The sequence below is a fragment of the Streptomyces sp. SID9727 genome, assembly GCF_010550605.1.
GTDB lineage: Bacteria > Actinomycetota > Actinomycetes > Streptomycetales > Streptomycetaceae > Streptomyces.
This window is the reverse complement of the sequence record NZ_JAAGNI010000293.1, coordinates 18,169-44,210: the sequence shown is the minus strand read 5'-3', so window position 1 is coordinate 44,210 and position 26,042 is coordinate 18,169. Positions and strand designations below refer to the sequence as shown.

Here is a 26,042-nt window from a genome sequence, read left to right as displayed (position 1 = left end):
GGCCGCGCCGCCCGCCCGGCCGGGGCAGCCCGCGCAGCCGGTCGCCGGGGACGCGACCGGCTGGTCCATGGACGAGCGCCTGTACAACCAGGTGTGGGGCATGTTCGAGGACCTGGCCCGGGCCGTCGCCGCCTACCGCAGCGCCGTCGACTTCGCCGAGTCCCGGATGGACCAGGAGCTGGAGCGCGCCCTGTCCGACCCGCGCAGCCGCATCGGGGGAGCGGGCGACCGGGCCCGCGAGGAGGCCCGCGCCAAGCGCGACGAGCTGACCGGCCGCGCCCGGGAGTCCCTGGACCGCGACCTCGCCCAGCTCGCCGCCGAGTCCGCCGTCGTGGAGCCCGCGCTCCCGGCCCCCTACGCGGGCTGGGACAACCCCGTCTGGCACGGCCACCGGGTGCCGATGGAGATCCCCATGGCGCTGCGCATCGGCGACCTCCACCTCCCGGAGCGGGCCGACCTGCGCATCCCGCTCCTCGTCCGGCTGCCGCTGGAACGGGGCATGTGGATCGACAGCGGGCGCACGGCCTCCGAGGCCGCCGCGCTGACCGGCACGGACCAGCTGCGCCGGCTGGCGATGGAGACCGCCGTGCTGCACGCGGCCCGCCTGCTGGCGGTCTACCCGCCGAACGAGTTCACGGTCCACGTCATCGACCCGGCCGGTTCGGCCGCCGGCGCGCTCGCCCCGCTGGTCCGCTCCGGGGTGCTGCCCTCGCCGCCCGCCGCCGGGGCCCAGGGCGTCTCCGCGGTCCTCGCCCACCTCACCCGGCGGGTGGACCTCGTGCAGATGGCGATCCGGGCCGGTGCCGCCGACTCGCTGCCGCCGGACGTGGACCCGGCCGAGCAGCTGCTGATCGTCAACGACTTCCCGCACGGCTTCGACGACCGGGCGGTGACCCAGCTCCGCTACCTCGCCGACGAGGGGCCCTCGGTGGGCGTCCACCTCATGATGGTCGCGGACCGGGAGGAGGCGTCCGAGTACGGCCCGGTCCTGGACCCGCTGTGGCGCTCGCTGCTCCGGGTCACCCCGGTCGCCGACGACCATCTGGCCGACCCCTGGGTCGGCCACGCGTGGACGTACGAGCCGCCCAGGACGCCGCCGGGGAGCGCGGTCCTGGACCAGGTGCTGGAGCGGGTGGCCCACGCCCGCCGCACCGGGTCCCGCTGAGCCGCCGCTCGTCCCCGTACAGCGCGGCAAGTCCTCGTCAAGCATGAGGCAAAGCGCCTCCGACCTGCGCTTTTGGAGATTTTTTAGGCTTCTCTTTACCTTTCTTTGGTATTTCCTGTACCGTTCATGGAGCGGAGGGGAGTACTCCCATACGCGGCGTTCCCGTCAGTACGGACTGTGACCGGTCCCGGGGCGCCGGCCCGGTGCGCAGCCCGCGCGCCCGGTGGAAGAGACCTCCGGCAGCGACGACGCTGATCAGTAGCCCGTAGCGAACTGCCGGAGGCGCAGTGGACGTTTCATGGACCCTCTGGGCGCTGACCATCTTTGGTCTGTGCGCCCTCATCGCCGTCGACTTCTTCATCGGGCGCAAGCCCCATGACGTGTCGACCAAGGAAGCCGGGATCTGGACGATCGTCTGGATCGTGCTGGCCGCCCTCTTCGGCCTCGGGCTGCTCGTCTTCGGCGAGAGCCAGGCATCGGGCGAGTTCTTCGCCGGCTACATCACCGAGAAGTCGCTCAGCGTCGACAACCTCTTCGTCTTCGTGCTGATCATGGCGAAGTTCTCGGTGCCCTCCCACCTCCAGCAGCGGGTGCTGCTGATCGGTGTGCTGATCGCGCTGGTACTGCGGGCGGTCTTCATCGCCGCGGGCGCCGCGGTCATCGCCAACTTCTCGTGGATCTTCTACATCTTCGGCGCGTTCCTGATCTACACCGCCTGGAAGCTCATCCAGGAGGCGCGGGCCGACGACGAGGACGAGGAGTTCGAGGAGAACCGCCTCCTGAAGAGCATCGAGCGCCGCTTCGGCGTCTCCGACCGGTACCATGGCACCAAGCTCTTCATCCGCACCAACGGCAAGCGCGTCATGACCCCGCTGATGGTGGTCATGCTCGCCATCGGCACCACCGACGTGCTGTTCGCGCTGGACTCCATCCCGGCGATCTTCGGCCTCACCCAGGACCCGTACATCGTCTTCACCGCCAACGCCTTCGCCCTGATGGGCTTGCGCCAGCTGTACTTCCTGATCGGCGGTCTGCTGGAGAAGCTGGTCCACCTCAGCTACGGGCTGTCGGTGATCCTCGGCTTCATCGGCGTCAAGCTGGTGCTGCACGCGCTGCACGAGTCCGGGGTGCACGTCCCCGAGATCTCCATCCCGGTCTCGCTCGGCGTGATCTGCGGGGTGCTGATCATCACCACGATCACCAGCCTCATGGCCAACAGGAAGAAGGCCGAGGCGGAGGCCCGGGAGGCGAAGACCGGCGACCGCGTCTAGCCGCTGCGGTACGGGGACGGACGGCCCCGCCTCACCAGCCCCGGGCGCGCCACTCGGGCAGGTGGGGCCGTTCGTCCCCCAGCGTGGTGTCGCGCCCGTGGCCCGGGTAGACCCAGGTCTCGTCCGGCAGGGGCGCGAAGAGCTTGGTCTCCACGTCGTGCAGCAGGCTCGCGAACGCCTCGGGGTCCTTCTGCGTGTTGCCGACGCCGCCGGGGAAGAGGCAGTCCCCGGTGAACAGGTGCGGCGCTCCGTGCGGGTCGTCGTACAGGAGGCTGATGGAGCCCGGGGTGTGACCGGTCAGTTGGCGGGCGGTGAGCGCCACCTCGCCCACCCGGATCGTGTCGCCGTCCTCCACCAGGACCTCCGTCGGCACCTCGATGCCCTCGGCGTCGAACCGGCCCGCGTAGGTGCGCGCCCCGGTCGCCGCGACCACCTCGCCCAGCGCCCGCCAGTGGTCGCGGTGCCGGTGGGTGGTGACGACGGAGAGGATCGAGTCGTCACCGATCAGCCGCAGCAGCGTCCCGGCCTCGTCGGCCGCGTCGATCAGCAGCTGCTCGCCGGTGGCCCGGCAGCGCAGCAGATAGGCGTTGTTGTCCATCGGGCCGACGGCGACCTTCGAGATCATCAGATCCGTCAGCTCGTGCACGTCGGCGGGCCCGCCGACCCTGACCGCTCCGCTGTACGTCATGTTCCTCAGCCTATAGCGGGGGCGGCGGCCTACAGCGGGGGCAGTGCCGGAAGCGGTCCGCCCTCGACCCTCAGGGCCGAGCCGTCGCGCCGCCCGCTGAGCCAGCCCAGCAGCTCGGGCGCCGTGCCCCGGACCCCGACCGGTCCCCCCTCCGCGCCGCCACCGGTCGTCCACACCCGCCCGGTGTCGTCGGCCACCGCGGTCGACACGACCTCCGGGTGCCCGGCGAACCGCTCGGCCAGGAAGTCGATCTCCCGTGCCGTGAACTCGTCCGGCAGGTCCTCCAGCTCGTAGCCGACGCCCAGGTCGACGTGGTGCAGCTCCACCTCGACGCGGCGCCGGAACGGCACGCGGGAGGCGGAGTCCGTCACACCGTTGCGCAGGGTCACCGTGCGCGACCAGTCCCCGGGCTCGGCCGCCGCCTCGACGAAACGGGCCGCGCTGGCGGTCAGGTCGGCCAGCTGCGCCACATGGGTCCGGGGGGCGTCCCGCTCGATGTCGCGGTCGCGGGTTTCGCTGTCTGCGTACATCGGCAGCCCGCGGAGAACATTTGCGAGCGCGTCGGCGTTACGTGAGACGTGCGCGATGACATGGCCGCGGCTCCAGCCCGGCAGCCGTGACGGCTCGGACAGCGCCGCGTCGCTCAGTCCTTCGGTGGCTCCCAGCAGTCGATCCGTCGCTTCCCGGAGTGCTGCCAGGTCGTGCGCATGATCAGTCATGGGGCCGAGCCTAGCCCCGACCACTCGTTCGGGTGAAGGAGTTCTCAGCCGTCCGCAATTCGAATGTGCGTGCTATACGCTCGAAGTCGAAAGCTTCGTACACCGCTGTGGCGCCCCCCATACCCTGGGCGAGGGGCTCAGTTCCCCCGCTTCTCTCTAGAAAGGTGCGGACCGGCGTGGCCGACCGTCTCATCGTCCGTGGCGCTCGCGAGCACAACCTCAAGAACGTCTCGCTCGACCTCCCCCGCGACTCCCTCATCGTCTTCACCGGGCTCTCCGGGTCGGGCAAGTCGTCGCTCGCGTTCGACACGATCTTCGCCGAGGGCCAGCGGCGCTACGTGGAGTCGCTCTCCTCGTACGCGCGGCAGTTCCTCGGCCAGATGGACAAGCCGGACGTCGACTTCATCGAGGGCCTGTCGCCCGCCGTCTCCATCGACCAGAAGTCGACCTCGCGCAACCCGCGCTCGACGGTCGGCACCATCACCGAGGTCTACGACTACCTCCGGCTGCTCTTCGCCCGGATCGGCAAGCCGCACTGCCCCGAGTGCCACCGCCCCATCTCGCGCCAGTCGCCGCAGGCCATCGTGGACAAGGTCCTCGGCCTGCCCGAGGGCAGCCGCTTCCAGGTGCTCTCGCCGCTGGTGCGCGAGCGCAAGGGCGAGTTCGTGGACCTGTTCTCCGACCTCCAGACCAAGGGTTACAGCCGCGCCCGGGTGGACGGCGCAACGATCCAGCTCTCCGAGCCGCCCACGCTCAAGAAGCAGGAGAAGCACACCATCGAGGTCGTCATCGACCGCCTCACCGTGAAGGACAGCGCCAAGCGCCGGCTGACGGACTCCGTCGAGACCGCGCTCGGCCTCTCCGGCGGCATGGTCGTGCTCGACTTCGTGGACCTCCCCGAGGACGACCCCGAGCGCGAGCGGATGTACTCGGAGCACCTCTACTGCCCGTACGACGACCTCTCCTTCGAGGAGCTGGAGCCGCGCTCGTTCTCCTTCAACTCCCCGTTCGGCGCCTGCCCCGACTGCACCGGCATCGGTACGCGCATGGAGGTCGACCCGGAGCTGATCGTCCCGGACGAGGAGAAGTCCCTGGACGAGGGCGCCATCCACCCCTGGTCCCACGGCCACACCAAGGAGTACTTCGGCCGCCAGATCAACGCCCTGGCCGAAGCCCTCGGCTTCCGTACGGACATCCCCTGGGCCGGGCTGCCGCAGCGCGCCAAGAAGGCCCTGCTGCACGGCCACAAGATCCAGACCGAGGTCCGCTACCGCAACCGGTACGGGCGCGAGCGCGCCTACACCACCCCGTCCTTCGAGGGCGCCGTCCAGTTCGTCAAGCGGCGGCACTCCGAGGCCGAGAGCGATTCCAGCCGGGAGCGCTTCGAGGGGTACATGCGCGAGGTCCCCTGCCCGACCTGTGAGGGCACCCGGCTCAAGCCGATCGTCCTCGCGGTCACGGTGATGGAGAGGTCCATCGCCGAGGTCTCCGCGATGTCCATCAGTGAGTGCGCCGAATTCCTCGGCCGTCTCAAGCTGAACGCCCGCGACAAGAAGATCGCCGAGCGGGTCCTCAAGGAGGTCAACGAGCGGCTGAAGTTCCTGGTCGACGTCGGCCTGGACTACCTCTCGCTGAACCGCGCCGCGGGCACCCTGTCCGGCGGCGAGGCCCAGCGCATCCGGCTCGCCACGCAGATCGGCTCCGGCCTCGTCGGCGTGCTCTACGTGCTGGACGAGCCCTCCATCGGACTGCACCAGCGCGACAACCACCGGCTGATCGAGACCCTGGTCCGCCTCCGGGACATGGGCAACACGCTCATCGTCGTGGAGCACGACGAGGACACCATCAAGGTCGCCGACTGGGTGGTCGACATCGGCCCCGGCGCCGGTGAGCACGGCGGCAAGGTCGTCCACTCCGGCTCGCTCAAGGAACTGCTGGCCAACGACAAGTCGGTCACCGGGCAGTACCTGACCGGCAAGCGGTCGATCCCCGTGCCCGAGGTGCGGCGGCCCGTGGACCCCTCGCGGCTGCTCACGGTGCACGGCGCCCGGGAGAACAACCTCCGGGACATCGACGTCTCCTTCCCGCTCGGCGTGCTGACGGCCGTCACCGGCGTCTCGGGCTCCGGCAAGTCGACGCTGGTCAACGACATCCTCTACACCCACCTGGCCCGCGAGCTGAACGGCGCCAAGTCGGTACCCGGCCGGCACACCCGGGTCGACGGGGACGACCTGGTCGACAAGGTGGTGCACGTCGACCAGTCGCCCATCGGCCGTACGCCCCGGTCCAACCCGGCCACGTACACCGGCGTCTTCGACCACGTCCGCAAGCTCTTCGCCGAGACGATGGAGGCCAAGGTCCGCGGCTACCTGCCGGGCCGGTTCTCCTTCAACGTCAAGGGCGGCCGCTGCGAGAACTGCTCCGGCGACGGCACCATCAAGATCGAGATGAACTTCCTGCCCGACGTGTACGTCCCGTGCGAGGTCTGCCACGGTGCGCGCTACAACCGGGAGACCCTGGAGGTCCACTACAAGGGGAAGTCCATCGCGGAGGTGCTGGACATGCCCATCGAGGAGGGCCTGGAGTTCTTCGAGGCCGTTCCCACGATCGCCCGCCATCTGCGCACGCTCAACGAGGTCGGCCTCGGATACGTGCGGCTCGGCCAGTCCGCGCCGACGCTCTCCGGCGGTGAGGCCCAGCGGGTCAAGCTCGCCAGCGAGCTCCAGAAGCGCTCCACCGGCCGCACCGTCTACGTCCTGGACGAGCCGACCACCGGTCTGCACTTCGAGGACATCTCCAAGCTGATCAAGGTGCTCTCCGGCCTGGTCGACAAGGGGAACTCGGTGATCGTCATCGAGCACAACCTCGATGTCATCAAGACCGCTGACTGGGTGGTCGACATGGGCCCCGAGGGCGGCAGCGGCGGCGGCCTGGTCATCGCCGAGGGCACCCCGGAGTTCGTGGCGGGCGCCCCCGCCAGCCACACCGGGAAGTTCCTCCAGGACATCCTGGACGCCGACCGGATCAGCGAGGCCGCCGTCCCGGCCGCCCGCAAGCCGGCGGGCAGGAAGGCCGTGAAGAAGACGGCCGCTTCGAAGCCGGCCTCGGCCACCAGGACGGCCACGGCGAAGACGGCCAAGAAGACGGCCGCCAAGAAGACGGCCCGCGCCCGGAAGAGCTGACCCCGGGACACGCGGTACGAGGCGGCGGCCCCCCACGACAGGGGCCGCCGCCTCGCCGCGTTCCCGCCCGGCCGTCCCTCCGACCGGCCGGGGCGGCCACGACCGACCACGACCGGCCCGCGCGCGGGACCGTCCGTCTCCGCCGGTATCGTCGGTTACGTCACCGATGCCGCGGCCACCCCCGGGCAGCTCCGGCACGGTCCCCGATCTGACCGCCCGACCCGTGGAGACCGCATGTCCGGCCAGCCCGCCGCCCGCCGCACCGTGCTGAAGGGCGCCGCTCTCGCGGGCGTCGCCGGGCTGGGAGCCGCCGCCTGCTCGACCGACTCGAAGCTCGGCCACGCCCAGACGCCGACCCCCACCGCCCCCGTCGAGCTCGGCGCGCCCGACGAGATCCCCGTCGGCCAGTCCAAGCTCTACCGCGAGCAGCGCGTCGTCGTGACCTGCCCGGCGAAGGGGGAGTTCAAGGCGTTCAGCGCCCAGTGCACCCACGCCGGCTGCCTGCTGGACAAGGTCGAGAAGAACGAGGGCCACTGCCCCTGCCACGGCAGCCGCTTCGACACGACGACCGGCAAGGCCCTGCACGGCCCCGCGACCGTGCCGCTGCCCGCCGTCCCGGTCCGCGTCGAGGGCGGAAAGCTGATCGCGGGCCCGGACGCCTGAGCCGCTTCCCGCCCCGCCCGCGGGCCTACTCCCAGTCCCAGTCGATGCCCACCAGACCCGGCCGTACCCCCTGCTCCACCAGATGCACGGTCCGGTGCCGGCCGGTCAGCGTGAGCTCCGCCCGGGCGCCCCGGGGCGCCCCCGCCGACGCCTGCGCGAAGCTCCGGCAGCGTACCGGCAGCGCCTCCTCGGCGAAGCCGACCTGGAGCACGTACTGCCCGCCGCCGAAGGTGAAGCCGCGCAGGTACTCGCCGCAGGGCCCGCCCGTGCCGTCCTCGAAGCCGTAGCCGAAGAGGTACGTGTCGCCCGCCCGCAGCCGGGTGTCGAACAGCAGCTCGGCGACCAGCACCCCCGTCTCCCGGTCCCAGCGGACCCGGCCCGTCCGGCAGTTCTCCCGGGCGCTCACCGCGACCCGCGCCGGGTCGCACCCCGGGTCCCCGACGTACACCGCGAGATAGCGGTCGATGCCGTCCCGGTGGGCGCGCACCACGTGCTGGGAGGTCCGCTGCTGCATCCGGCGCCCCGGCCCGATCCGTACCCGCTCCTGATGGCCCACCGTGTGCAGCCCGCCGTCCGCGGGTGATTCCAGGTCCGCGAGCAGGCGCTCCACAACCCCGGACGTCTCCACCAGCGAGCGGTACGTGCGCGCGGGCGGACGCTCGGTGTCCGGGCGGGGCTCCTCGGCGTCCAGCAGGCCGAGCAGCGAGTCCGGCGGCAGGGCGAGCACCTCCTCCAGGGCCTTCACGGCGCGCAGCGACTCCGGACGCTGCGGGCGGCGGGCGCCCTGCTGCCAGTAACTCAGGCTGGTCACGCCGAGCGTGATCCCCCGGTGCGCCAGATGGTGCCGGACCCGCTGGAGCGGCAGCCCGCGCACCGACAGCGCGGTGCGCAGGGCCAGGTGGAACGGTCCGGTGTGCAGCACCTGCGCCAGTTCGGCCTCGGTGTGCCGCATGGATCCTCCAGGTGAACGTTCACGCCGGCCGGGCACGAGGCCGCGCCGGCGGGGGCCGGTCCGCAGGTGGCCGGGGGCGCGCGTTCACACCTCGGCCCCGGGCGTTCACACCGCGGTGTTCACCCGCATTCAAGCGTGTTGACCCGTCCCCGACAACGGTTGATGCTCCTCCACAGCGTCCGGACGCGCTCCTCGGAACCCCACCCCCCGCCCCGGGAGGAACGCCATGCGCCCCACAGGAACCAGGCCGGCCCGGCTGTCGGCGACAGCCGTACTGGCCGCCCTGCTGCTCGCTGTCCCCACGGCGACCGCCACCGCCGCCGACCAGCCCCGCACCGCCACCGCCCCGGTCCGGACCGCCGGCCCGACCGCGCCCTCCGCCCCGTCGGCCGCCCTCGCCGCCACCAGGCGGCTGAACATCACCATGCAGGCGCAGCAGAAGACCAACTGGTGCTGGGCCGCGTCCGGCAACACCATCGCCACCTGGTACGGCCGCGACTACAGCCAGAACCAGTTCTGCAACGCCGCCTTCGGCCGCGCCCAGGGCTACGAGTGCCCCAACTCGCAGGCCACGCTCGGCGACGTCCGGAACGGCCTGTACTGGGCGGGCATCACCCCCGGCTCGTACGTCAGCGGCTGGCTGCGCTACTCGACCGTGCAGACCGAGATAGCCGCCGGACGCCCGGTCGAGACCCGCATCCAGTGGTCGTCGGGCGGCGGTCACATGCACGTCCTGTACGGCTACGACGACGCCGACAGCCTCGTCTACTGGGGCGACCCCTGGCCCTCCAGCAACCGGTACAACTGGGCCTCGCACGCCTGGTACGTGAACAACAGCGAGTTCTCCTGGACCCACTCGCTCTACCGGATCGGAGCGTGACGCCATGACCACCACCGGTTCCCGGCCTGTGCGCCGCCCCCTCGCCGCCTCCCTGGCCGCCGCCGGTGTCCTCGCCGGCGCGGCCCTGCTCACCACCGCCCCCCGGGCAGTCGCCGCCGACGGCCCCCAGGCCGGTCCCGCCGCCCTGGCCGCGGCCCACGAGGCGGCCACCGACGCCACCACCCTGAACACCCTCTCCCGGTTCTTCGCCCGCGAGGGCGCCGTCACCGAGAAGGCCGCCGCACCCCGCATCGAGGGCGAGGCCGTGCCCGTGCGCACCCTGTCCGCCGGTTTCGTCGCGGGCGAGCCGGGCGCCCCCGTCGCCTCCCTCGACTACCTGGCCAGCACCGCCGTCTCCTCGGACGGCCGGAAGGCGTCGCTCTGGACACTGCCGCAACCCGGCAAGGACGGCGGGATGCGGGTGGTGAACATCGCCACCGGCGACGACGAGGCCCGTTACACCGAGGCGGGTGCCCGGAAGCTGCCCGGCGGCACCGTCTTCCACGAGCCCCAGATCGACGCCTGGTACGTGCAGAAGGGCGACCGGGTCCTCCCGCTCGACCGGGACGCCGTCCGGGCGGTCGGCAAGCGGGGGACGACGCTGTCCGCCTACCGCACCCGGGTCCACGCCGCCTACGCGGACAAGCTCCCCGGCTCCGCGTACGCCCGCGAGGGCGAGGCGGGCGGCTACGGGCCCGAGGCGGAGCCCGCCGGCGGGAAGGGCTCCGGCCCCGCCGTCGCCGCCCGCCCCACCACCGGGCCCGCCCCGACCGCCGGTTCCACCGCGGCCGCCGGGGGCGCCGCCGCCGTGCTCGCCCTGTGCGGCGTCACCGCCCTGCGCCTCAGGAGCCGCCGCCGGACCGGATGACCCGCCCGGCCCCACGACCCCGCGCTCCGGGACAGGTGCTCCCCACCCCCGTCCCGGAGCGCGGCGCCATCCGAGCCCCCCGCGCTGTCACTGCCCGCAAGTAGGGTGGGGAGCATGGCAGACCCCTCCAGCTACCGCCCCAAGCCGGGACAGATCCCCGACTCCCCGGGGGTCTACAAATTCCGCGACGAACACCGCCGGGTGATCTACGTCGGGAAGGCCAAGAGCCTGCGCCAGCGCCTGGCCAACTACTTCCAGGACCTCTCCGGCCTCCACCCGCGTACGCGCACGATGGTGACCACGGCCGCCTCCGTGGAGTGGACGGTCGTCGCCACCGAGGTCGAGGCGCTCCAGCTGGAGTACTCCTGGATCAAGGAGTTCGACCCCCGGTTCAACGTCAAGTACCGCGACGACAAGAGCTATCCCTACCTGGCGGTCACGCTCAACGAGGAGTTCCCCCGCGTCCAGGTGATGCGCGGCGCCAAGAAGAAGGGCGTGCGCTACTTCGGTCCGTACGGGCACGCCTGGGCGATCCGCGAGACGGTCGACCTGATGCTCCGCGTCTTCCCCGTCCGCACCTGCTCCGCCGGAGTCTTCAAGAACGCCGAGCGGACCGGCCGCCCCTGCCTCCTCGGCTACATCGGCAAGTGCTCGGCCCCCTGCGTCGGCCGCGTCACCCCCGAGGAACACCGCGAACTGGCCGACGACTTCTGCGACTTCATGGCCGGCCGCACCGGCACCTACATCCGCCGCCTGGAGAAGGACATGATGGCGGCCGCCGAGGAGATGGAGTACGAGCGGGCCGCGCGGCTGCGCGACGACGTCGAGGCCCTGAAGCGCGCGATGGAGAAGAGCGCCGTCGTCCTCGCCGACGCCACCGACGCCGACCTCATCGCGGTCGCCGAGGACGAGCTGGAGGCCGCCGTCCAGATCTTCCACGTGCGCGGCGGCCGGGTCCGCGGCCAGCGCGGCTGGGTCACCGACAAGGTGGAGAACGTCGACACCTCCGGCCTCGTGGAGCACGCCCTCCAGCAGCTGTACGGCGAGGAGAGCGGCGACGCCGTCCCCAAGGAGGTCCTGGTCCCCGCCCTGCCCGAGGATCCCGCGGCGGTCTCCCAGTGGCTCGCGGACCGGCGCGGCTCCCAGGTCAGCCTGCGCATCCCGCAGCGCGGCGACAAGAAGGACCTGATGGTCACGGTCCAGCGCAACGCCCAGCAGGCGCTCGGTCTGCACAAGACCAAGCGGGCATCCGACCTGACCACCCGCTCCCGGGCCCTGGAGGAGATCGCCGGGGCCCTGGACCTGGACACCGCCCCCCTGCGCATCGAGTGCTTCGACATCTCCCACCTCCAGGGCGACGACGTGGTGGCGTCCATGGTGGTCTTCGAGGACGGCCTCGCCCGCAAGGGGGAGTACCGCCGCTTCCAGATCAAGGGCTTCGAGGGGCAGGACGACGTCCGCTCGATGCACGAGGTGATCAGCCGCCGCTTCCGCCGCTACCTCCAGGAGAAGGAGCGCACGGGGGAGTGGGAGGAGACCCCGGCGCCCACCGGTCCCGTTCCGGCGGTCCCGGGCGACGGCGACGGCACGGGGGACGCCCCGGCCGCCGGGGAGTCCCGTGAGGACGACGGCCGCCCCAAGCGCTTCGCGTACCCGCCGCAGCTCCTCGTCGTGGACGGCGGGCAGCCGCAGGTCGCCGCCGCCAAGCGGGCCCTGGACGAGCTGGGCATCGACGACATCGCGGTCTGCGGCCTCGCCAAGCGCCTCGAAGAGGTCTGGCTGCCCGATGACGACGACCCGGTGGTCCTGCCCCGCTCCAGCGAGGGCCTGTACCTCCTCCAGCGCGTCCGCGACGAGGCGCACCGCTTCGCCATCACCTACCAGCGCGCCAAGCGGGCCAAGCGCATCCGCGCCAGCCCGCTGGACGCCGTCCCCGGTCTCGGGGACACCCGGAAGCAGGCCCTGATCAAACATTTCGGCTCCGTCAAGAAGCTGAGGCAGGCGACAATCGAGGAGATCTGCGAGGTTCCCGGGATAGGCCGCAGGACAGCGGAGTCCGTGGCCGTCGCCCTCGCGGCGGCCGCCCCGGCCGCACCCGCCGTGAACACGGCCACAGGAGAGATCATGGAAGAGGACGACGGGGGCAGCACGACATGACCGAGCACGAACAGACCGAGCACGAGCACGAACACGGGCACGACCGCACGGACCGAGCAGACGGAGCAGCACACGTGAGTACCGGCACCCCGACCGAGACGGGCGACTCCGCCGCGGCCATCCCGGAGCTGGTGATCATCTCCGGCATGTCCGGCGCCGGGCGCAGCACCGCGGCCAAGTGTCTGGAGGACCTCGGCTGGTTCGTCGTGGACAACCTGCCGCCCGCGCTGATCCCCACCATGGTGGAGCTCGGCGCCCGCTCCCAGGGCAACGTGGCCCGGATCGCCGTCGTGGTCGACGTGCGGGGCCGCCGCTTCTTCGACAACCTGCGCGAATCCCTCGCCGACCTGGACGCCAAGGGCGTCACCCGCCGGGTGGTCTTCCTGGAGTCCTCCGACGACGCGCTGGTCCGCCGCTTCGAGTCGGTCCGCCGCCCCCACCCGCTCCAGGGCGACGGCCGCATCGTGGACGGCATCGCCGCCGAGCGCGACCTGCTGCGCGAGCTGCGCGGCGACGCAGACCTGGTGATCGACACCTCCAGCCTCAACGTCCACGAGCTGCGCGCCAAGATGGACGCCCAGTTCGCCGGCGACGAGGAGCCGGAGCTGCGCGCCACCGTGATGTCGTTCGGCTTCAAGTACGGCCTGCCGGTCGACGCCGACCTGGTGGTCGACTGCCGCTTCCTGCCGAACCCGCACTGGGTGCCGGAGCTGCGCCCGTTCACCGGACTCAACGAGGAGGTCTCCTCGTACGTCTTCAACCAGCCCGGCGCCAAGGAATTCCTCAACCAGTACACCGAACTGCTCCAGCTCGTCGCCGCGGGCTACCGCCGCGAGGGCAAGCGCTATGTGACCATCGCGGTGGGCTGCACGGGCGGCAAGCACCGTTCGGTGGCCATGTCCGAGAAGCTGGCGGCCCGGCTCGCCACGGAGGGGATCGAGACCGTGCTCGTACACAGGGACATGGGGCGCGAGTGACCAGTCGCAATCTGCGCCTGCGCCGGCTGCGGGGCGCGGCGCCCGCACTCTCCGTGCGCAAGCGCGGCGCCCAGCCCAAGGTCGTCGCCCTCGGCGGCGGCCGGGGCCTGTCGGCCTCCCTCACCGCGCTGCGCCGGATCACCGGCGACCTCACCGCCGTGGTCACCGTCGCCGACGACGGCGGTTCCAGCGGGCGGCTGCGCGAGGAGCTGGGCGTTCTGCCCCCGGGCGACCTGCGCAAGGCGCTGGCCGCCCTGTGCGGCGACGACGAGTGGGGCCAGACCTGGGCCCAGGTCATCCAGCACCGCTTCCAGTCCAAGGGCGACCTGCACGAGCACGCGGTCGGCAATCTGCTGATCGTCGCCCTCTGGGAGCAGCTGGGCGACCACGTCCAGGCCCTGGACCTGGTCGGCAAGCTGCTCGGCGCGCACGGCCGGGTGCTGCCCATGTCCGCCGTGCCGCTGGAGCTCCAGGCCCTCGTCAAGGGCCACGACCCGGACCGCCCGGAGGACGTGGACACCGTGCGCGGCCAGGCCACCGTCGCCCTCACCCCCGGCGAGGTGCAGTCCGTGCACCTGGTCCCGGCCGACCCGCCGGCCGTCCCCGAGGCGGCCGCCGCGGTCCGGGACGCGGACTGGGTGGTCCTCGGCCCCGGCTCCTGGTTCTCCTCGGTCATCCCGCACCTGCTCGTCCCCGAACTGCTGGACGCGCTGATCGAGACGAAGGCCCGCAAGGTCCTCTCGCTGAATCTCGCACCGCAGCCCGGCGAAACAGAAGGCTTCTCACCGCAGCGTCATTTGGAGGTTTTGGGACGACACGCCCCTAAACTCGCCCTGGACGTGGTGCTGGCCGACGAGGCCGCCGTGCCCGACCGCGAATCCCTCGCCGACGCAGCCAAACGGCTCGGTGCCGCGGTCGAGCTGGCGCCCGTGGCCTCACCCGACGGCGTTCCGATCCATGATCCGGAGCTGTTGGCCGCCGCGTACGACCGTATTTTTCGGATGCATGGAAGGATCGGCCCATGGCGATGACGCCGGCGGTGAAGGACGAAGTCTCCCGGCTTCCCGTGACCCGGACCTGCTGCAGGAAGGCAGAGGTCTCGGCGATTCTCCGGTTCGCGGGCGGCCTCCACCTGGTGAGCGGCCGGATCGTGATCGAGGCGGAGCTGGACACCGCGATGGCGGCGCGCCGGCTCAAGCGGGACATCCTGGAGATCTTCGGGCACAGCTCGGAGCTCATCGTGATGGCCCCCGGCGGCCTGCGGCGCGGCTCGCGCTACGTCGTACGGGTGGTGGCGGGCGGCGACCAGCTGGCGCGCCAGACCGGGCTCGTCGACGGCCGGGGCCGCCCCATCCGCGGTCTCCCCCCGCAGGTGGTCTCGGGGGCCACCTGTGACGCCGAGGCCGCCTGGCGCGGGGCGTTCCTGGCGCACGGCTCGCTCACCGAGCCGGGCCGCTCCTCCTCCCTGGAGGTGACCTGCCCGGGCCCGGAGGCCGCGCTGGCCCTGGTCGGCGCCGCCCGCCGGCTCTCCATCGCCGCCAAGGCGCGCGAGGTGCGCGGGGTGGACCGGGTCGTCGTCCGCGACGGCGACGCGATCGGCGCCCTGCTCACCCGGCTCGGCGCCCATGAGTCGGTGCTGGCCTGGGAGGAGCGCCGGATGCGCCGCGAGGTCCGGGCCACCGCCAACCGCCTCGCCAACTTCGACGACGCGAACCTGCGCCGTTCCGCCCGGGCCGCGGTCGCCGCGGGCGCCCGGGTCGGCCGCGCCCTGGAGATCCTGGGCGAGGAGGTCCCGGAGCACCTGGCGGCGGCGGGGCGGCTGCGCATGGAGCACAAGCAGGCGTCGCTGGAGGAGCTGGGCGCCCTCGCCGACCCGCCGCTGACCAAGGACGCGGTCGCGGGCCGCATCCGCCGGCTCCTGGCGATGGCCGACAAGCGCGCCCAGGACCTGGGCATTCCCGGCACGGAATCCACTCTCAGCGAAGAGCTGGCCGACGGCCTGGTCGGCTGAGCGGGACCCGCGGCCCGCGCCCCGGGAGGGGAACGGCCGGTCGGCCCGCGGCCGTTGACGCTGCGTAATCGCCGCGACGAAGGCCGCGCGGCAGCCGGAGGCCCGTACCCCTACTGGGGAGTACGGGCCTTTCGCGCTCTTTCCGGCCCCGCTCGATGTCACCCCGGCGGCTCCGGAGAGGTAGGGTCGGAGGCGGTCGGGGACATCCCATACAACTCGCCGGCGTCGAAAACCGGCGTACCTAACGAGGAGATCGGTTCGTGACGATCCGCGTAGGCATCAACGGCTTTGGCCGCATCGGTCGTAACTACTTCCGCGCGCTGCTGGAGCAGGGTGCGGACATCGAGATCGTGGCTGTCAACGACCTGGGTGACACCGCGACCACGGCCCACCTGCTGAAGTACGACACCATCCTGGGTCGTCTGAAGGCCGAGGTCAGCCACACCGCCGACACCATCACCGTCGACGGCCACACCATCAAGGTGCTCTCCGAGCGCAACCCGGCCGACATCCCCTGGGGTGAGCTGGGCGTCGACATCGTCATCGAGTCGACCGGCATCTTCACCAAGAAGGCCGACGCCGAGAAGCACATCGCCGGTGGCGCGAAGAAGGTCCTCATCTCGGCTCCGGCCAAGGACGAGGACATCACCATCGTGATGGGCGTCAACCAGGACAAGTACGACGCGGCCAACCACCACGTCATCTCCAACGCGTCCTGCACGACCAACTGCGTCGCCCCGATGGCCAAGGTTCTGGACGAGAACTTCGGCATCGTCAAGGGCCTCATGACGACGGTCCACGCGTACACCAACGACCAGCGCATCCTGGACTTCCCGCACTCGGACCTGCGCCGCGCCCGCGCCGCCGCCGAGAACATCATCCCGACCACGACCGGCGCCGCCAAGGCGACCGCCCTGGTCCTGCCGCAGCTCAAGGGCAAGCTCGACGGCATCGCGATGCGCGTCCCGGTCCCGACCGGCTCGGCCACCGACCTGGTCGTGACCCTCCAGCGCGAGGTCACCAAGGACGAGGTCAACGCCGCGTTCAAGAAGGCCGCCGACGACGGCGACCTCAAGGGCATCCTGTACTACACCGAGGACCCGATCGTGTCCTCGGACATCGTCAGCGACCCGGCGTCCTGCACCTTCGACTCCTCCCTGACGATGGTCCAGGAGGGCAACACGGTGAAGATCCTCGGCTGGTACGACAACGAGTGGGGCTACTCCAACCGTCTCGTCGACCTCACCGTCTTCGTCGGCGGCCAGCTCTGAGCACCGCCGCACCGGCAGGCATCTCGATGTGAGCACGGGGCTCGAACAGCGCGACGCTGCGCTGTTCGAGCCCCCTCGCATGCTCACTCGTCCTCCAAGGAGTCCAGACAGATGAAGACGATCGACGCACTTCTCGCCGAAGGGGTCGCCGGCAAGCGGGTATTCGTCCGCGCCGACCTCAACGTGCCGCTCAGCGGCACCACCATCACCGACGACGGCCGCATCCGCGCCGTGGCCCCGACCGTCCGCAAGCTGGCCGAGGCCGGCGCCCGGGTCGTCGTCGCCTCGCACCTGGGCCGCCCCAAGGGCGCCCCGGACCCGGCGTTCTCGCTGGCCCCCGCCGCCACCCGGCTCGGCGAACTGCTCGGCGCCGACGTGGCCTTCGCGACGGACACGGTCGGCGAGTCCGCCCGCGCCACCGTCGCCGCGCTCACCGACGGCCGGGTCGCGGTCATCGAGAACCTCCGCTTCAACCCCGGCGAGACCTCCAAGGACGACGCCGAGCGCGGCGCCTTCGCGGACCGGCTCGCCGAGCTCGCCGACCTGTACGTGGGCGACGGCTTCGGTGCCGTCCACCGCAAGCACGCCTCGGTCTTCGACCTCCCGGCCCGTCTTCCGCACGCGGCCGGCGACCTCATCGCCACCGAGGTCGGCGTCCTGAAGAAGCTCACCGACGACGTGCAGCGCCCCTACGCCGTCGTGCTCGGCGGTGCCAAGGTCTCCGACAAGCTCGGCGTCATCGACCACCTGCTGGAGCGCGCCGACCGCATCCTGATCGGCGGCGGCATGGCGTACACCTTCCTCAAGGCCCAGGGCCACGAGGTCGGCAGCTCGCTGCTCCAGGAGGACCAGATCCCGGCGGTCCAGGAGTACCTGCGGCGCGCCGAGGAGAAGGGCGTGGAGTTCGTGCTCCCCGTCGACGTCGTCGTCGCGCCCGCCTTCCCGGACCTGAAGACCAAGGCCCCGGCCCACCCGGAGACCGTCGCCGCCGACGCCATGCCGGCCGGGCAGATGGGCCTGGACAACGGTCCGGAGACCAACAAGCTCTACGCATCGAAGCTCGCCGACGCGGCCACCGTCTTCTGGAACGGCCCGATGGGCGTCTTCGAGCACCCCGACTTCGCCGAGGGCACCCGGGCCGTCGCCCAGGCCCTCGTCGACTCCTCGGGCTTCAGCGTGGTCGGCGGTGGCGACTCCGCCGCCGCGGTCCGCATCCTGGGCTTCGACGAGAACGCGTTCGGACACATCTCGACCGGTGGCGGCGCCAGCCTCGAATACCTCGAGGGCAAGACGCTTCCCGGCCTCGCCGCTCTGGAGGACTGACCTTTCATGACCACTCGCACCCCGCTGATGGCGGGCAACTGGAAGATGAACCTCAACCACCTCGAGGCCATCGCGCACGTCCAGAAGCTCGCCTTCGCCCTGGCCGACAAGGACTACGACGCCGTAGAGGTCGCCGTCCTGCCGCCCTTCACCGACCTGCGCTCCGTGCAGACGCTGGTCGACGGCGACAAGCTGAAGATCAAGTACGGCGCCCAGGACATCTCGGCGCACGACTCCGGCGCGTACACCGGTGAGATCTCCGGCCCCATGCTCGCCAAGCTGAAGTGCACCTTCGTCGCCATCGGCCACAGCGAGCGCCGCCAGTACCACGGCGAGACCGACGAGGTCTGCAACGCCAAGGTGAAGGCCGCGTACAAGCACGGTCTGACCCCGATCCTCTGCGTCGGCGAGGGCCTGGACGTCCGCAAGGCCGGCGAGCAGGTCGCGTACACCCTCGCGCAGCTCGACGGCGCCCTGAAGGACATCCCGGCCGAGCAGGCCGAGTCCATCGTGGTCGCCTACGAGCCGGTCTGGGCCATCGGCACCGGCGAGGTCGCCACCCCGGAGGACGCGCAGGAGGTCTGCGGTGCGATCCGCGTCCGCCTCGCCGAGCTGTACTCGCAGGAGCTGGCCGACGCGGTCCGCATCCAGTACGGGGGCTCGGTGAAGTCCGGCAACGTGGCCGCGATCATGGCCCAGCCCGACGTCGACGGCGCCCTGATCGGCGGCGCGGCGCTCGACGCGGACGAGTTCGTCAAGATCGTCCGCTTCCGCGACCAGTGAGTATGCGGTAGCGCGGATCCGTCGTACCCTTGCGGGGGCCGGGGAGGGAGACCTCCCGGCCCCCGTTGTTCGCACACGCAGTCGGTATTTCCGGAAAGTAGGGACCAGCCGTGATTCTGGGGTTCGAGATCGCCCTGATCGTCTTCAGCCTGCTGCTGATGCTGCTGGTGCTCATGCACAAGGGCAAGGGCGGCGGTCTCTCCGACATGTTCGGTGGCGGCATGCAGTCCTCCGTCGGCGGCTCCTCGGTGGCCGAGCGCAACCTCGACCGCATCACCGTCGTGGTCGGTCTGGGCTGGTTCGCGTGCATCGTGGTGCTTGGTCTGCTCATCAAGCTCGACAACTGACCCGTCGTACGCGTTTCCCGGTGACGGTGTAACTCCTTCCCCTGGACGCGCGTTGGGCCTTACGTAGACTGGGGCATCCTCGAGCACCATCACGCAGGGAGTTACGACCGTGGCAAGTGGCAACGCGATCCGGGGAAGCCGGGTCGGGGCGGGGCCGATGGGGGAGGCCGAGCGCGGCGAGTCCGCGCCACGGCTCCGCATCTCCTTCTGGTGCTCGAACGGGCACGAGACGCAGCCCAGTTTCGCCCATGACGCGCAGGTACCGGACACCTGGGACTGCCCCCGCTGCGGTTTCCCGGCCGGCCAGGACCCGGAGAGCCCGCCCGACCCGCCGCGCACCGAACCGTACAAGACGCACCTCGCGTACGTACGCGAGCGCCGCAGCGACGCGGACGGCGAGGCCATCCTCGCCGAGGCCCTGGCGAAACTGCGCGGCGAGATCTAGAGACGTTCACCGGCCGGACGCCCCCTCGGGTGCCCGGCCGGAATGCTTCCGTCGTGCCGCAGCCCGCCGCTGCCGCGTCCGGCCGCCTGATCAATTAGGTTGGAGGGGCAGCGGGGAACTGCGGTAACGAGAGAAGTGGGCTGATGTCCGGGATGAACGCAACAAGCCGTACCAGGCTCAACCAGACGCCGGAATGGGCGGCGCTGGGAAAGCACCGTGAGCAGCTCGGGTCGACGGGCCTGCGCCAGCTGTTCGCGGACGACCCGGAGCGCGGCACCGGGTACACCCTGCGGGTCGGCGACCTGCACCTCGACTACTCCAAGCACCTCGTCACCGACGAGACGCTGACGCTCCTGCGCGAACTCGCCGCGGCCACCGACGTGTTCGGGCTGCGCGACGCGATGTTCCGCGGCGACAAGATCAACACCACCGAGGACCGGGCCGTCCTGCACACCGCGCTGCGCGCACCGCGCGACGCCGTCATCGAGGTCGACGGCGAGAACGTGGTGCCCGCCGTGCACGCGGTGCTCGACAAGATGACGGCGTTCTCCGACCGGGTCCGGTCGGGGGAGTGGACCGGCCACACCGGCAAGCCCATCAAGAACATCGTCAACATCGGCATCGGCGGCTCGGACCTGGGCCCCGCCATGGCGTACGAGGCGCTGCGCTCCTTCACGGACCGCTCGCTCACCTTCCGCTTCGTCTCCAACGTGGACGGCGCCGACCTGCACGAGGCCGTCCGCGACCTCGACCCGGCCGAGACGCTGTTCATCATCGCCTCGAAGACCTTCACCACGATCGAGACGATCACCAACGCCACCTCCGCCCGGGACTGGCTGCTCACCGGCCTGAGGGCGGGCCAGGAGGCCGTCGCCCAGCACTTCGTGGCGCTGTCGACCAACGCGGAGAAGGTCGCGGACTTCGGCATCGACACGGCCAACATGTTCGAGTTCTGGGACTGGGTCGGGGGCCGCTACTCGTACGACTCCGCCATCGGCCTCTCGCTGATGATCGCCATCGGCCCGGACCGGTTCCGCGAGATGCTCGACGGCTTCCACCTCGTCGACGAGCACTTCCGGACCGCCCCGGCCGAGGAGAACGCCCCGCTGCTGCTCGGCCTGCTGGGCGTCTGGTACGGCGCGTTCTTCGACGCCCAGTCGCACGCGGTGCTGCCCTACAGCCACTACCTGTCCAAGTTCACCGCGTACCTCCAGCAGCTGGACATGGAGTCCAACGGCAAGTCCGTGGACCGCGACGGCAACCCCGTCGACTGGCAGACCGGACCGGTCGTCTGGGGCACCCCCGGCACCAATGGCCAGCACGCCTACTACCAGCTGATCCACCAGGGCACGAAGGTCATCCCGGCCGACTTCATCGGCTTCGCGCAGCCGGTCGAGGACCTGCTGCCCGGACTGGTCGCCCAGCACGACCTGCTGATGGCCAACTTCTTCGCCCAGACCCAGGCCCTCGCCTTCGGCAAGACGCCCGACGAGGTGCGCGCCGAGGGCGTCCCCGAGGAGCTGGTGGCGCACAAGACGTTCCGGGGCGACCACCCCACGACGACGATCCTCGCCGACCGGCTCACCCCGTCCGTGCTCGGTCAGCTGATCGCCCTGTACGAGCACAAGGTCTTCGTCCAGGGCGCCGTCTGGAACATCGACTCCTTCGACCAGTGGGGCGTTGAACTCGGCAAGGTCCTCGCCAAGAAGATCGAGCCCGTCCTGACCGAGGGCAAGGGCGGCGAGCAGCTGGACAGCTCCACCGCCGCGCTCGTCTCCACCTACCGCGAGCTGCGCGGGCGCTGAGCCCGCCCGAACGCCCACGGGCCCGGACCACTCCTCGGAGCGGACCGGGCCCGTGGGCGTTCGAGCGGCGTCCGGTCAGGCGGAGGCCGGCGGGTACAGGGCGCGCGGGAGGCGGGAGGCCGCCGCCGCGTCCAGCAGCCACAGCGTGCGGGCGCGGCCGTACGCACCGGCCGCCGGCGCCTGGATCTCGCCGGCCCCGGACAGGGCGATCGCGACCGCCTCCGCCTTGTCCTCGCCCGCGGCCAGCAGCCACACCTCGCGTGCCGCCCGGATGGCGGGCAGCGTCAGCGAGACCCGGACCGGCGGCGGCTTGGGCGCACCGTGCACACCGACGACGGTGCGCTCGGTCTCCCGCACCCCGGGCAGTTCCGGGAAGAGCGAGGCGACGTGGGTGTCCGGGCCGACGCCCAGCATCAGCACGTCGAACTCCGGCACCGGGCCGTGGTCCTGAGGCGCCGCGGCGGCCGCCAGCTCGGCCGCGTACCCGGCGGCCGCGGCGTCGGCGTCCGGACCGTAGGGACCGTCCGACGCCGGCATCACGTGCACCCGGGAGGGATCCAGGGGCACGGCGTCCAGCAGGGCCTCGCGGGCCTGCGTGACATTGCGCTCCGGGTCGCCCTCCGGCAGGAACCGCTCGTCGCCCCACCACAGGTCGAGCCGCGACCAGTCGACCGCGTCCCGGGCGGGCGCGGCGGCGAGCGCGGCCAGCAGGCCGTTGCCGTTGCGCCCGCCGGTGAGCACCACCGAGGCGTCGCCGCGCGCGGCCTGGGCGTCCACGATCTTCGTGATCAGCCGGGCCGCGGCGGCCTGCGCCATCAGCTCCTTGTCGCGGTGCACGACGAGCTGCGGGACTCCGGTCACTTCGCCGCCGCCTTCTTCGCCGGGGCGGCCTTCTTCGCGGCGGGGGCCGGGGCCGGGTCCGTCGCCTTCGCCGACTCGCCCGAGCCCGCCTTGTGGAGGCGGTCCAGGCCGAACTTCACGGTCGACTCGTAGATGTTGTCCGGGTCCAGCCGGCGCAGCTCCTCCGCGAGGAGCTCCGCCGTCTCGCGGCGCTTGAGTGCCACCGCGCGGTCCGGCTGGCCCACCATGCAGAGCGTGGCGAGCGAGCCGTCGGCCCGGTCCAGGACGATGTCGCCGTTCTTGGTGACCATCCGGACGGCCGTCAGACCGGGGCCGCCGGACGTGGTGCGCTCCACCGGGACCCCGAGCCGGTCCGCGAGCCACATGGCCAGCAGCTCGCAGCTCGGGTTGTCCGACTCGCCCTCGACCGTGGCCGAGACGATCTCCGCCGGCTGCTGGTCGAGCGCGGCGGCCAGCATGGAACGCCACGGCGTGATGCGCGTCCACGCCAGGTCCGTGTCACCGGGCCGGTACGTGTCGGCGCGCACCCCCAGCTCGTCCAGCGGGTGCTCGGCCGAGTAGGTGTCGGTGATCCGGCGCTGGGCGAGCGCGCCGAGCGCGTCCTTCGCCGGGTCGGCGGGGGAGTCCTGCGGCCACCACACCACCACCGGGGCGTCCGGCAGCAGCAGCGGCAGGACGACCGACTGGGCGTGGTTGGCCAGCTCGCCGTGGAGCCGGAGCACCACGGTCTCGCCGGAGCCCGAGTCGGAGCCGACCCGGATCTCGGCGTCGAGCCGCGCGTCGCGGCGGGTGCGCGGCGAGCGGCTCAGCCGCTTGATGACGGCGATGATCCGCGAGGGGTGCTCCCGCGAGGAGTCGCTCGCCGCCTTCAGCGCGTCGTAGGCGTTCTCCTCGTCGGTGACGATGACGAGGGTAAGGACCATCCCGATCGCCGGGGCGCCGACCGCGCGCCGGGCCGAGATGAGCGCCTGGTTGATCTTGCTGGACGTGGTTTCCGTGAGATCGATCTTCATGGCCGGCGCCAGCTCCGTCCGTCGCGTGCGAGCATCTCGTCCGCCTCGGCCGGACCCCAGGTGCCGGCCGGGTACTGGGCGGGCTTGCCGTGCTTGTCCCAGTACTCCTCGATCGGGTCGAGGATGTTCCAGGAGAGCTCGACCTCCTGGTGGCGCGGGAAGAGGTTGGCGTCGCCGAGCAGGACGTCGAGGATGAGCCGCTCGTACGCCTCCGGGCTGGACTCCGTGAAGGACTCGCCGTACGCGAAGTCCATCGTGACGTCCCGGACCTCCATCGAGGTGCCGGGCACCTTGGAGCCGAACCGCACGGTGACGCCCTCGTCCGGCTGCACCCGGATGACCAGGGCGTTGCCGCCCAGCTCCTCGGTGGCGCCGGACTCGAACGGCAGGTACGGGGCCCGCTTGAAGACGACCGCGATCTCCGTGACCCGGCGGCCGAGGCGCTTGCCGGTGCGCAGGTAGAAGGGGACGTCCGCCCAGCGGCGGTTGTTGATCGTCAGCTTGATCGCGGCGAAGGTGTCGGTCTTCGACTTGGGGTCGATGCCGTCCTCCTCCAGATACCCGACGGCCTCCTCGCCGCCCTGCCAGGCGTGCGTGTACTGGCCGCGCACGGTGTGCTTGCCCAGGTCGTCGGGCAGTTCCACCGCCGTGAGCACCTTGAGCTTCTCGGCGACCAGGGCCTTCGGGTGGAAGGAGCCGGGCTCCTCCATCGCGGTCAGCGCCAGCAGCTGGAGCAGGTGGTTCTGGATGACGTCACGGGCGGCGCCGATGCCGTCGTAGTAACCGGCCCGGCCGCCGATGCCGATGTCCTCGGCCATCGTGATCTGCACGTGGTCGACGTAACTGCGGTTCCAGATCGGCTCGAACATCGTGTTGGCGAAGCGGAGCGCCAGGATGTTCTGGACGGTCTCCTTGCCGAGGTAGTGGTCGATCCGGAAGACCTCGTTCGGCGGGAAGACGTCGTGCACGATCTGGTTGAGCTCCTGCGCGCTCTTCAGGTCGTGGCCGAACGGCTTCTCGATGACGGCGCGGCGCCAGCTGCCTTCCTTCTGGTCGGCCAGCCCGTGCTTCTTGAGCTGCTGGACGACCTTGGGGAAGAACTTCGGCGGGACGGACAGGTAGAAGGCGAAGTTGCCGCCCGTGCCCTGCGCCTTGTCCAGCTCCTCGATCGTGGCCCTCAGGGTCTCGAAGGCCACGTCGTCGTCGAAGTTGCCCTGCACGAAGCGCATGCCCTGGCTGAGCTGCTGCCAGACCTCTTCGCGGAAGGGGGTGCGGGAATGCTCCTTGACGGCGTCGTGGACGACCTGGGCGAAGTCCTCGTCCTCCCAGTCGCGGCGCGCGAAACCGATGAGCGAGAAGCCCGGCGGCAGCAGGCCGCGGTTGGCCAGGTCGTAGACGGCGGGCATCAGCTTTTTACGGGACAAATCGCCCGTGACGCCAAAGATGACCAGGCCCGACGGCCCCGCGATGCGCGGGAGCCGTCGGTCCTGGGCGTCACGGAGCGGGTTGGCTCCGGGAACACCAGACAAAATGGTCAGCCCTTCGAGGGGGCGAGGCGCTGCAGCTCCGCCTCGGTCGACTTGAGCAGGTCGTTCCAGGCCGTCTCGAACTTCTCGACGCCCTCGTCCTCCAGCACCTGCACGACGTCGTCGTAGTCGACGCCGAGCTTCTTGATGGTGTCGAGGTCCGCACGGGCCTGGTCGTACGCACCGGCGACGGTGTTGCCGGTGATCTCTCCGTGGTCCGCCACCGCGTCCAGAGTCGCCTCCGGCATGGTGTTGACCGTGTTCGGCGCGACCAGGTCCACGACGTACAGGGTGTCCTTGAGGGCCGGGTCCTTCACGCCGGTCGAGGCCCACAGCGGACGCTGCTTGTTGGCGTGCGCCTTGTCCAGGGCGGCCCAGCGCTCACTGGCGAAGACCTCCTCGTAGGCCTCGTAGGCCAGCCGGGCGTTGGCCAGGGCGGACTTGCCCTTCGCGGCCTTCGCCTCGTCGCTGCCCACGGCGTCCAGACGCTTGTCGATCTCGGTGTCCACCCGGGACACGAAGAACGACGCCACCGAGTGGATCTTGGAGAGGTCCAGGCCCGCGGCCTTCGCCTTCTCCAGGCCCGCCAGGTAGGCGTCCATGACCGCGCGGTAGCGCTCCAGCGAGAAGATCAGCGTGACGTTGACGCTGATGCCCCGGCCGATCGTCTCGGTGATCGCGGGCAGGCCCGCCTTGGTCGCCGGGATCTTGATCAGCGTGTTCGGGCGGTCCACCAGCCAGGCCAGCTGCTTGGCCTCGGCGACCGTGGCCGTCGTGTCGTGCGCCAGGCGCGGGTCGACCTCGATGGAGACCCGGCCGTCCTGGCCCTCGGTCGCGTCGAAGACCGGACGCAGGATGTCGGCCGCGTCCCGGACGTCCGCGGTGGTGATCATGCGGATCGCCTCCTCGACGGTCACCTTGCGGGCCGCGAGGTCGGTGAGCTGCTGGTCGTAGCCGTCGCCCTGCGAAATGGCCTTCTGGAAGATCGACGGGTTGGTCGTGACCCCCACGACGTGGCTCTGGTCGATCAGCTCGGCGAGGTTGCCCGAGGTGATCCGCTTGCGCGAGAGGTCGTCGAGCCAGATCGCCACGCCCTCGTCGGAGAGGCGCTTGAGTGCGTCTGTCATGAGAAATG

General features: G+C 71.2%; 22 protein-coding genes and 1 pseudogene. 16 read left to right on the top strand and 7 right to left on the bottom strand.

What is annotated here, in order from left to right; genetic code table 11:
- Both G3I41_RS18795 and G3I41_RS18790 read left to right on the top strand, forming a co-directional pair.
- A pseudogene (locus G3I41_RS18795) lies at positions 1–1,165 on the top strand (export associated protein); the annotation flags it as partial.
- 287 nt (positions 1,166–1,452) lie between these two features.
- Positions 1,453–2,436 carry a TerC family protein gene (locus G3I41_RS18790; RefSeq protein ID WP_164401374.1) on the top strand — a complete coding sequence of 328 codons (984 nt, stop codon included), beginning with the start codon at positions 1,453–1,455 and terminating at the stop codon, positions 2,434–2,436.
- A gap of 31 nt (positions 2,437–2,467) precedes the next feature.
- Here G3I41_RS18790 and G3I41_RS18785 read toward each other — a convergent pair whose 3' ends face one another.
- Positions 2,468–3,124 carry an MBL fold metallo-hydrolase gene (locus tag G3I41_RS18785; protein ID WP_164401373.1) on the bottom strand — a complete coding sequence of 219 codons (657 nt, stop codon included), beginning with the start codon at positions 3,122–3,124 and terminating at the stop codon, positions 2,468–2,470.
- A gap of 29 nt (positions 3,125–3,153) precedes the next feature.
- Complete coding sequence (locus tag G3I41_RS18780) at positions 3,154–3,843, bottom strand: maleylpyruvate isomerase family mycothiol-dependent enzyme (protein WP_164401372.1); 690 nt, start codon at positions 3,841–3,843, stop codon at positions 3,154–3,156.
- Between the two features lie 176 nt (positions 3,844–4,019).
- Between G3I41_RS18780 and uvrA the strand changes: the two genes are divergently transcribed.
- Both uvrA and G3I41_RS18770 read left to right on the top strand, forming a co-directional pair.
- Positions 4,020–7,025: an excinuclease ABC subunit UvrA gene (gene uvrA / locus G3I41_RS18775; RefSeq protein WP_164401371.1), complete on the top strand. Its 3,006-nt coding sequence runs from the start codon at positions 4,020–4,022 to the stop codon at positions 7,023–7,025.
- Between the two features lie 234 nt (positions 7,026–7,259).
- Positions 7,260–7,688 (top strand): Rieske (2Fe-2S) protein, encoded by a 429-nt coding sequence (locus G3I41_RS18770; RefSeq protein ID WP_164401370.1) that lies wholly within the window; start codon positions 7,260–7,262, stop codon positions 7,686–7,688.
- Positions 7,689–7,713: 25 nt separating this feature from the next.
- On the opposite strand, the gene G3I41_RS18765 is transcribed toward G3I41_RS18770, so the two are convergent.
- Positions 7,714–8,640, bottom strand: a complete 927-nt coding sequence (locus tag G3I41_RS18765) for a hypothetical protein (protein WP_164401369.1) — start codon at positions 8,638–8,640, stop codon at positions 7,714–7,716.
- Positions 8,641–8,866: 226 nt separating this feature from the next.
- Here G3I41_RS18765 and G3I41_RS18760 point away from each other — a divergent pair, with 226 nt between their 5' ends.
- From G3I41_RS18760 to pgi, 12 genes are all read left to right on the top strand, one after another.
- Positions 8,867–9,520, top strand: a complete 654-nt coding sequence (locus tag G3I41_RS18760) for a papain-like cysteine protease family protein (protein WP_164401368.1) — start codon at positions 8,867–8,869, stop codon at positions 9,518–9,520.
- A gap of 4 nt (positions 9,521–9,524) precedes the next feature.
- Positions 9,525–10,388 (top strand): hypothetical protein, encoded by an 864-nt coding sequence (locus G3I41_RS18755; protein ID WP_164401367.1) that lies wholly within the window; start codon positions 9,525–9,527, stop codon positions 10,386–10,388.
- A 114-nt stretch (positions 10,389–10,502) separates the two neighbouring features.
- Positions 10,503–12,545, top strand: coding sequence for an excinuclease ABC subunit UvrC (gene uvrC, locus G3I41_RS18750; protein ID WP_164401366.1), 2,043 nt, complete (start codon positions 10,503–10,505; stop codon positions 12,543–12,545).
- Positions 12,542–13,522, top strand: coding sequence for an RNase adapter RapZ (gene rapZ, locus G3I41_RS18745; RefSeq protein WP_164401365.1), 981 nt, complete (start codon positions 12,542–12,544; stop codon positions 13,520–13,522). The genes uvrC and rapZ overlap by 4 nt, the downstream gene beginning before the upstream one ends.
- The gene (gene yvcK, locus G3I41_RS18740; RefSeq protein WP_164401364.1) at positions 13,519–14,553 is read left to right on the top strand and encodes a uridine diphosphate-N-acetylglucosamine-binding protein YvcK; all 1,035 of its coding nucleotides are present in this window, start codon (positions 13,519–13,521) and stop codon (positions 14,551–14,553) included. Before rapZ ends, yvcK begins: the two co-directional genes overlap by 4 nt.
- Entirely contained in the window at positions 14,544–15,533 is a 990-nt protein-coding gene (gene whiA, locus G3I41_RS18735; RefSeq protein ID WP_018104603.1) for a DNA-binding protein WhiA, read from the top strand. Before yvcK ends, whiA begins: the two co-directional genes overlap by 10 nt.
- Positions 15,534–15,793: 260 nt before the next feature.
- Positions 15,794–16,804 carry a type I glyceraldehyde-3-phosphate dehydrogenase gene (gap, locus tag G3I41_RS18730; RefSeq protein WP_073968324.1) on the top strand — a complete coding sequence of 337 codons (1,011 nt, stop codon included), beginning with the start codon at positions 15,794–15,796 and terminating at the stop codon, positions 16,802–16,804.
- Between the two features lie 111 nt (positions 16,805–16,915).
- The gene (locus tag G3I41_RS18725; RefSeq protein ID WP_164401363.1) at positions 16,916–18,127 is read left to right on the top strand and encodes a phosphoglycerate kinase; all 1,212 of its coding nucleotides are present in this window, start codon (positions 16,916–16,918) and stop codon (positions 18,125–18,127) included.
- Between the two features lie 6 nt (positions 18,128–18,133).
- Positions 18,134–18,910: a triose-phosphate isomerase gene (gene tpiA, locus G3I41_RS18720; RefSeq protein WP_164401362.1), complete on the top strand. Its 777-nt coding sequence runs from the start codon at positions 18,134–18,136 to the stop codon at positions 18,908–18,910.
- A 110-nt stretch (positions 18,911–19,020) separates the two neighbouring features.
- On the top strand, positions 19,021–19,257 hold the full coding sequence (secG, locus tag G3I41_RS18715) for a preprotein translocase subunit SecG (RefSeq protein ID WP_018104607.1): 237 nt from the start codon (positions 19,021–19,023) through the stop codon (positions 19,255–19,257).
- A gap of 109 nt (positions 19,258–19,366) precedes the next feature.
- Positions 19,367–19,702: an RNA polymerase-binding protein RbpA gene (locus tag G3I41_RS18710; protein WP_073864697.1), complete on the top strand. Its 336-nt coding sequence runs from the start codon at positions 19,367–19,369 to the stop codon at positions 19,700–19,702.
- A gap of 152 nt (positions 19,703–19,854) precedes the next feature.
- Positions 19,855–21,507 carry a glucose-6-phosphate isomerase gene (gene pgi / locus G3I41_RS18705; RefSeq protein WP_164401361.1) on the top strand — a complete coding sequence of 551 codons (1,653 nt, stop codon included), beginning with the start codon at positions 19,855–19,857 and terminating at the stop codon, positions 21,505–21,507.
- A 75-nt stretch (positions 21,508–21,582) separates the two neighbouring features.
- Here the strand turns inward: pgi and pgl are convergent, their stop codons facing one another.
- The 4 genes from pgl to tal are packed head-to-tail and all read right to left on the bottom strand — an operon-like array spanning position 21,583 to position 26,034.
- Positions 21,583–22,368, bottom strand: coding sequence for a 6-phosphogluconolactonase (pgl, locus tag G3I41_RS18700; protein WP_164401360.1), 786 nt, complete (start codon positions 22,366–22,368; stop codon positions 21,583–21,585).
- On the bottom strand, positions 22,365–23,381 hold the full coding sequence (gene opcA / locus G3I41_RS18695; protein ID WP_164401359.1) for a glucose-6-phosphate dehydrogenase assembly protein OpcA: 1,017 nt from the start codon (positions 23,379–23,381) through the stop codon (positions 22,365–22,367). The genes pgl and opcA overlap by 4 nt, the downstream gene beginning before the upstream one ends.
- Positions 23,378–24,910, bottom strand: a complete 1,533-nt coding sequence (zwf, locus tag G3I41_RS18690) for a glucose-6-phosphate dehydrogenase (protein ID WP_164401358.1) — start codon at positions 24,908–24,910, stop codon at positions 23,378–23,380. Before zwf ends, opcA begins: the two co-directional genes overlap by 4 nt.
- A gap of 5 nt (positions 24,911–24,915) precedes the next feature.
- Positions 24,916–26,034: a transaldolase gene (gene tal, locus G3I41_RS18685; RefSeq protein ID WP_164401357.1), complete on the bottom strand. Its 1,119-nt coding sequence runs from the start codon at positions 26,032–26,034 to the stop codon at positions 24,916–24,918.
- Positions 26,035–26,042 lie beyond the last annotated feature (8 nt).

What these genes read in the sequence shown, in the direction of transcription:
- G3I41_RS18785 (WP_164401373.1), bottom strand. Translation starts at nt 3,124, where the DNA reads ATGACGTACAGCGGAGCGGTCAGGGTCGGCGGGCCCGCCGACGTGCAC.
- G3I41_RS18780 (WP_164401372.1), bottom strand. Translation starts at nt 3,843, where the DNA reads ATGACTGATCATGCGCACGACCTGGCAGCACTCCGGGAAGCGACGGAT.
- G3I41_RS18770 (WP_164401370.1), top strand. Translation starts at nt 7,260, where the DNA reads ATGTCCGGCCAGCCCGCCGCCCGCCGCACCGTGCTGAAGGGCGCCGCT.
- G3I41_RS18765 (WP_164401369.1), bottom strand. Translation starts at nt 8,640, where the DNA reads ATGCGGCACACCGAGGCCGAACTGGCGCAGGTGCTGCACACCGGACCG.
- G3I41_RS18760 (WP_164401368.1), top strand. Translation starts at nt 8,867, where the DNA reads ATGCGCCCCACAGGAACCAGGCCGGCCCGGCTGTCGGCGACAGCCGTA.
- G3I41_RS18755 (WP_164401367.1), top strand. Translation starts at nt 9,525, where the DNA reads ATGACCACCACCGGTTCCCGGCCTGTGCGCCGCCCCCTCGCCGCCTCC.
- uvrC (WP_164401366.1), top strand. Translation starts at nt 10,503, where the DNA reads ATGGCAGACCCCTCCAGCTACCGCCCCAAGCCGGGACAGATCCCCGAC.
- rapZ (WP_164401365.1), top strand. Translation starts at nt 12,542, where the DNA reads ATGACCGAGCACGAACAGACCGAGCACGAGCACGAACACGGGCACGAC.
- whiA (WP_018104603.1), top strand. Translation starts at nt 14,544, where the DNA reads ATGGCGATGACGCCGGCGGTGAAGGACGAAGTCTCCCGGCTTCCCGTG.
- G3I41_RS18725 (WP_164401363.1), top strand. Translation starts at nt 16,916, where the DNA reads ATGAAGACGATCGACGCACTTCTCGCCGAAGGGGTCGCCGGCAAGCGG.
- tpiA (WP_164401362.1), top strand. Translation starts at nt 18,134, where the DNA reads ATGACCACTCGCACCCCGCTGATGGCGGGCAACTGGAAGATGAACCTC.
- pgi (WP_164401361.1), top strand. Translation starts at nt 19,855, where the DNA reads ATGAACGCAACAAGCCGTACCAGGCTCAACCAGACGCCGGAATGGGCG.
- opcA (WP_164401359.1), bottom strand. Translation starts at nt 23,381, where the DNA reads ATGAAGATCGATCTCACGGAAACCACGTCCAGCAAGATCAACCAGGCG.
- tal (WP_164401357.1), bottom strand. Translation starts at nt 26,034, where the DNA reads ATGACAGACGCACTCAAGCGCCTCTCCGACGAGGGCGTGGCGATCTGG.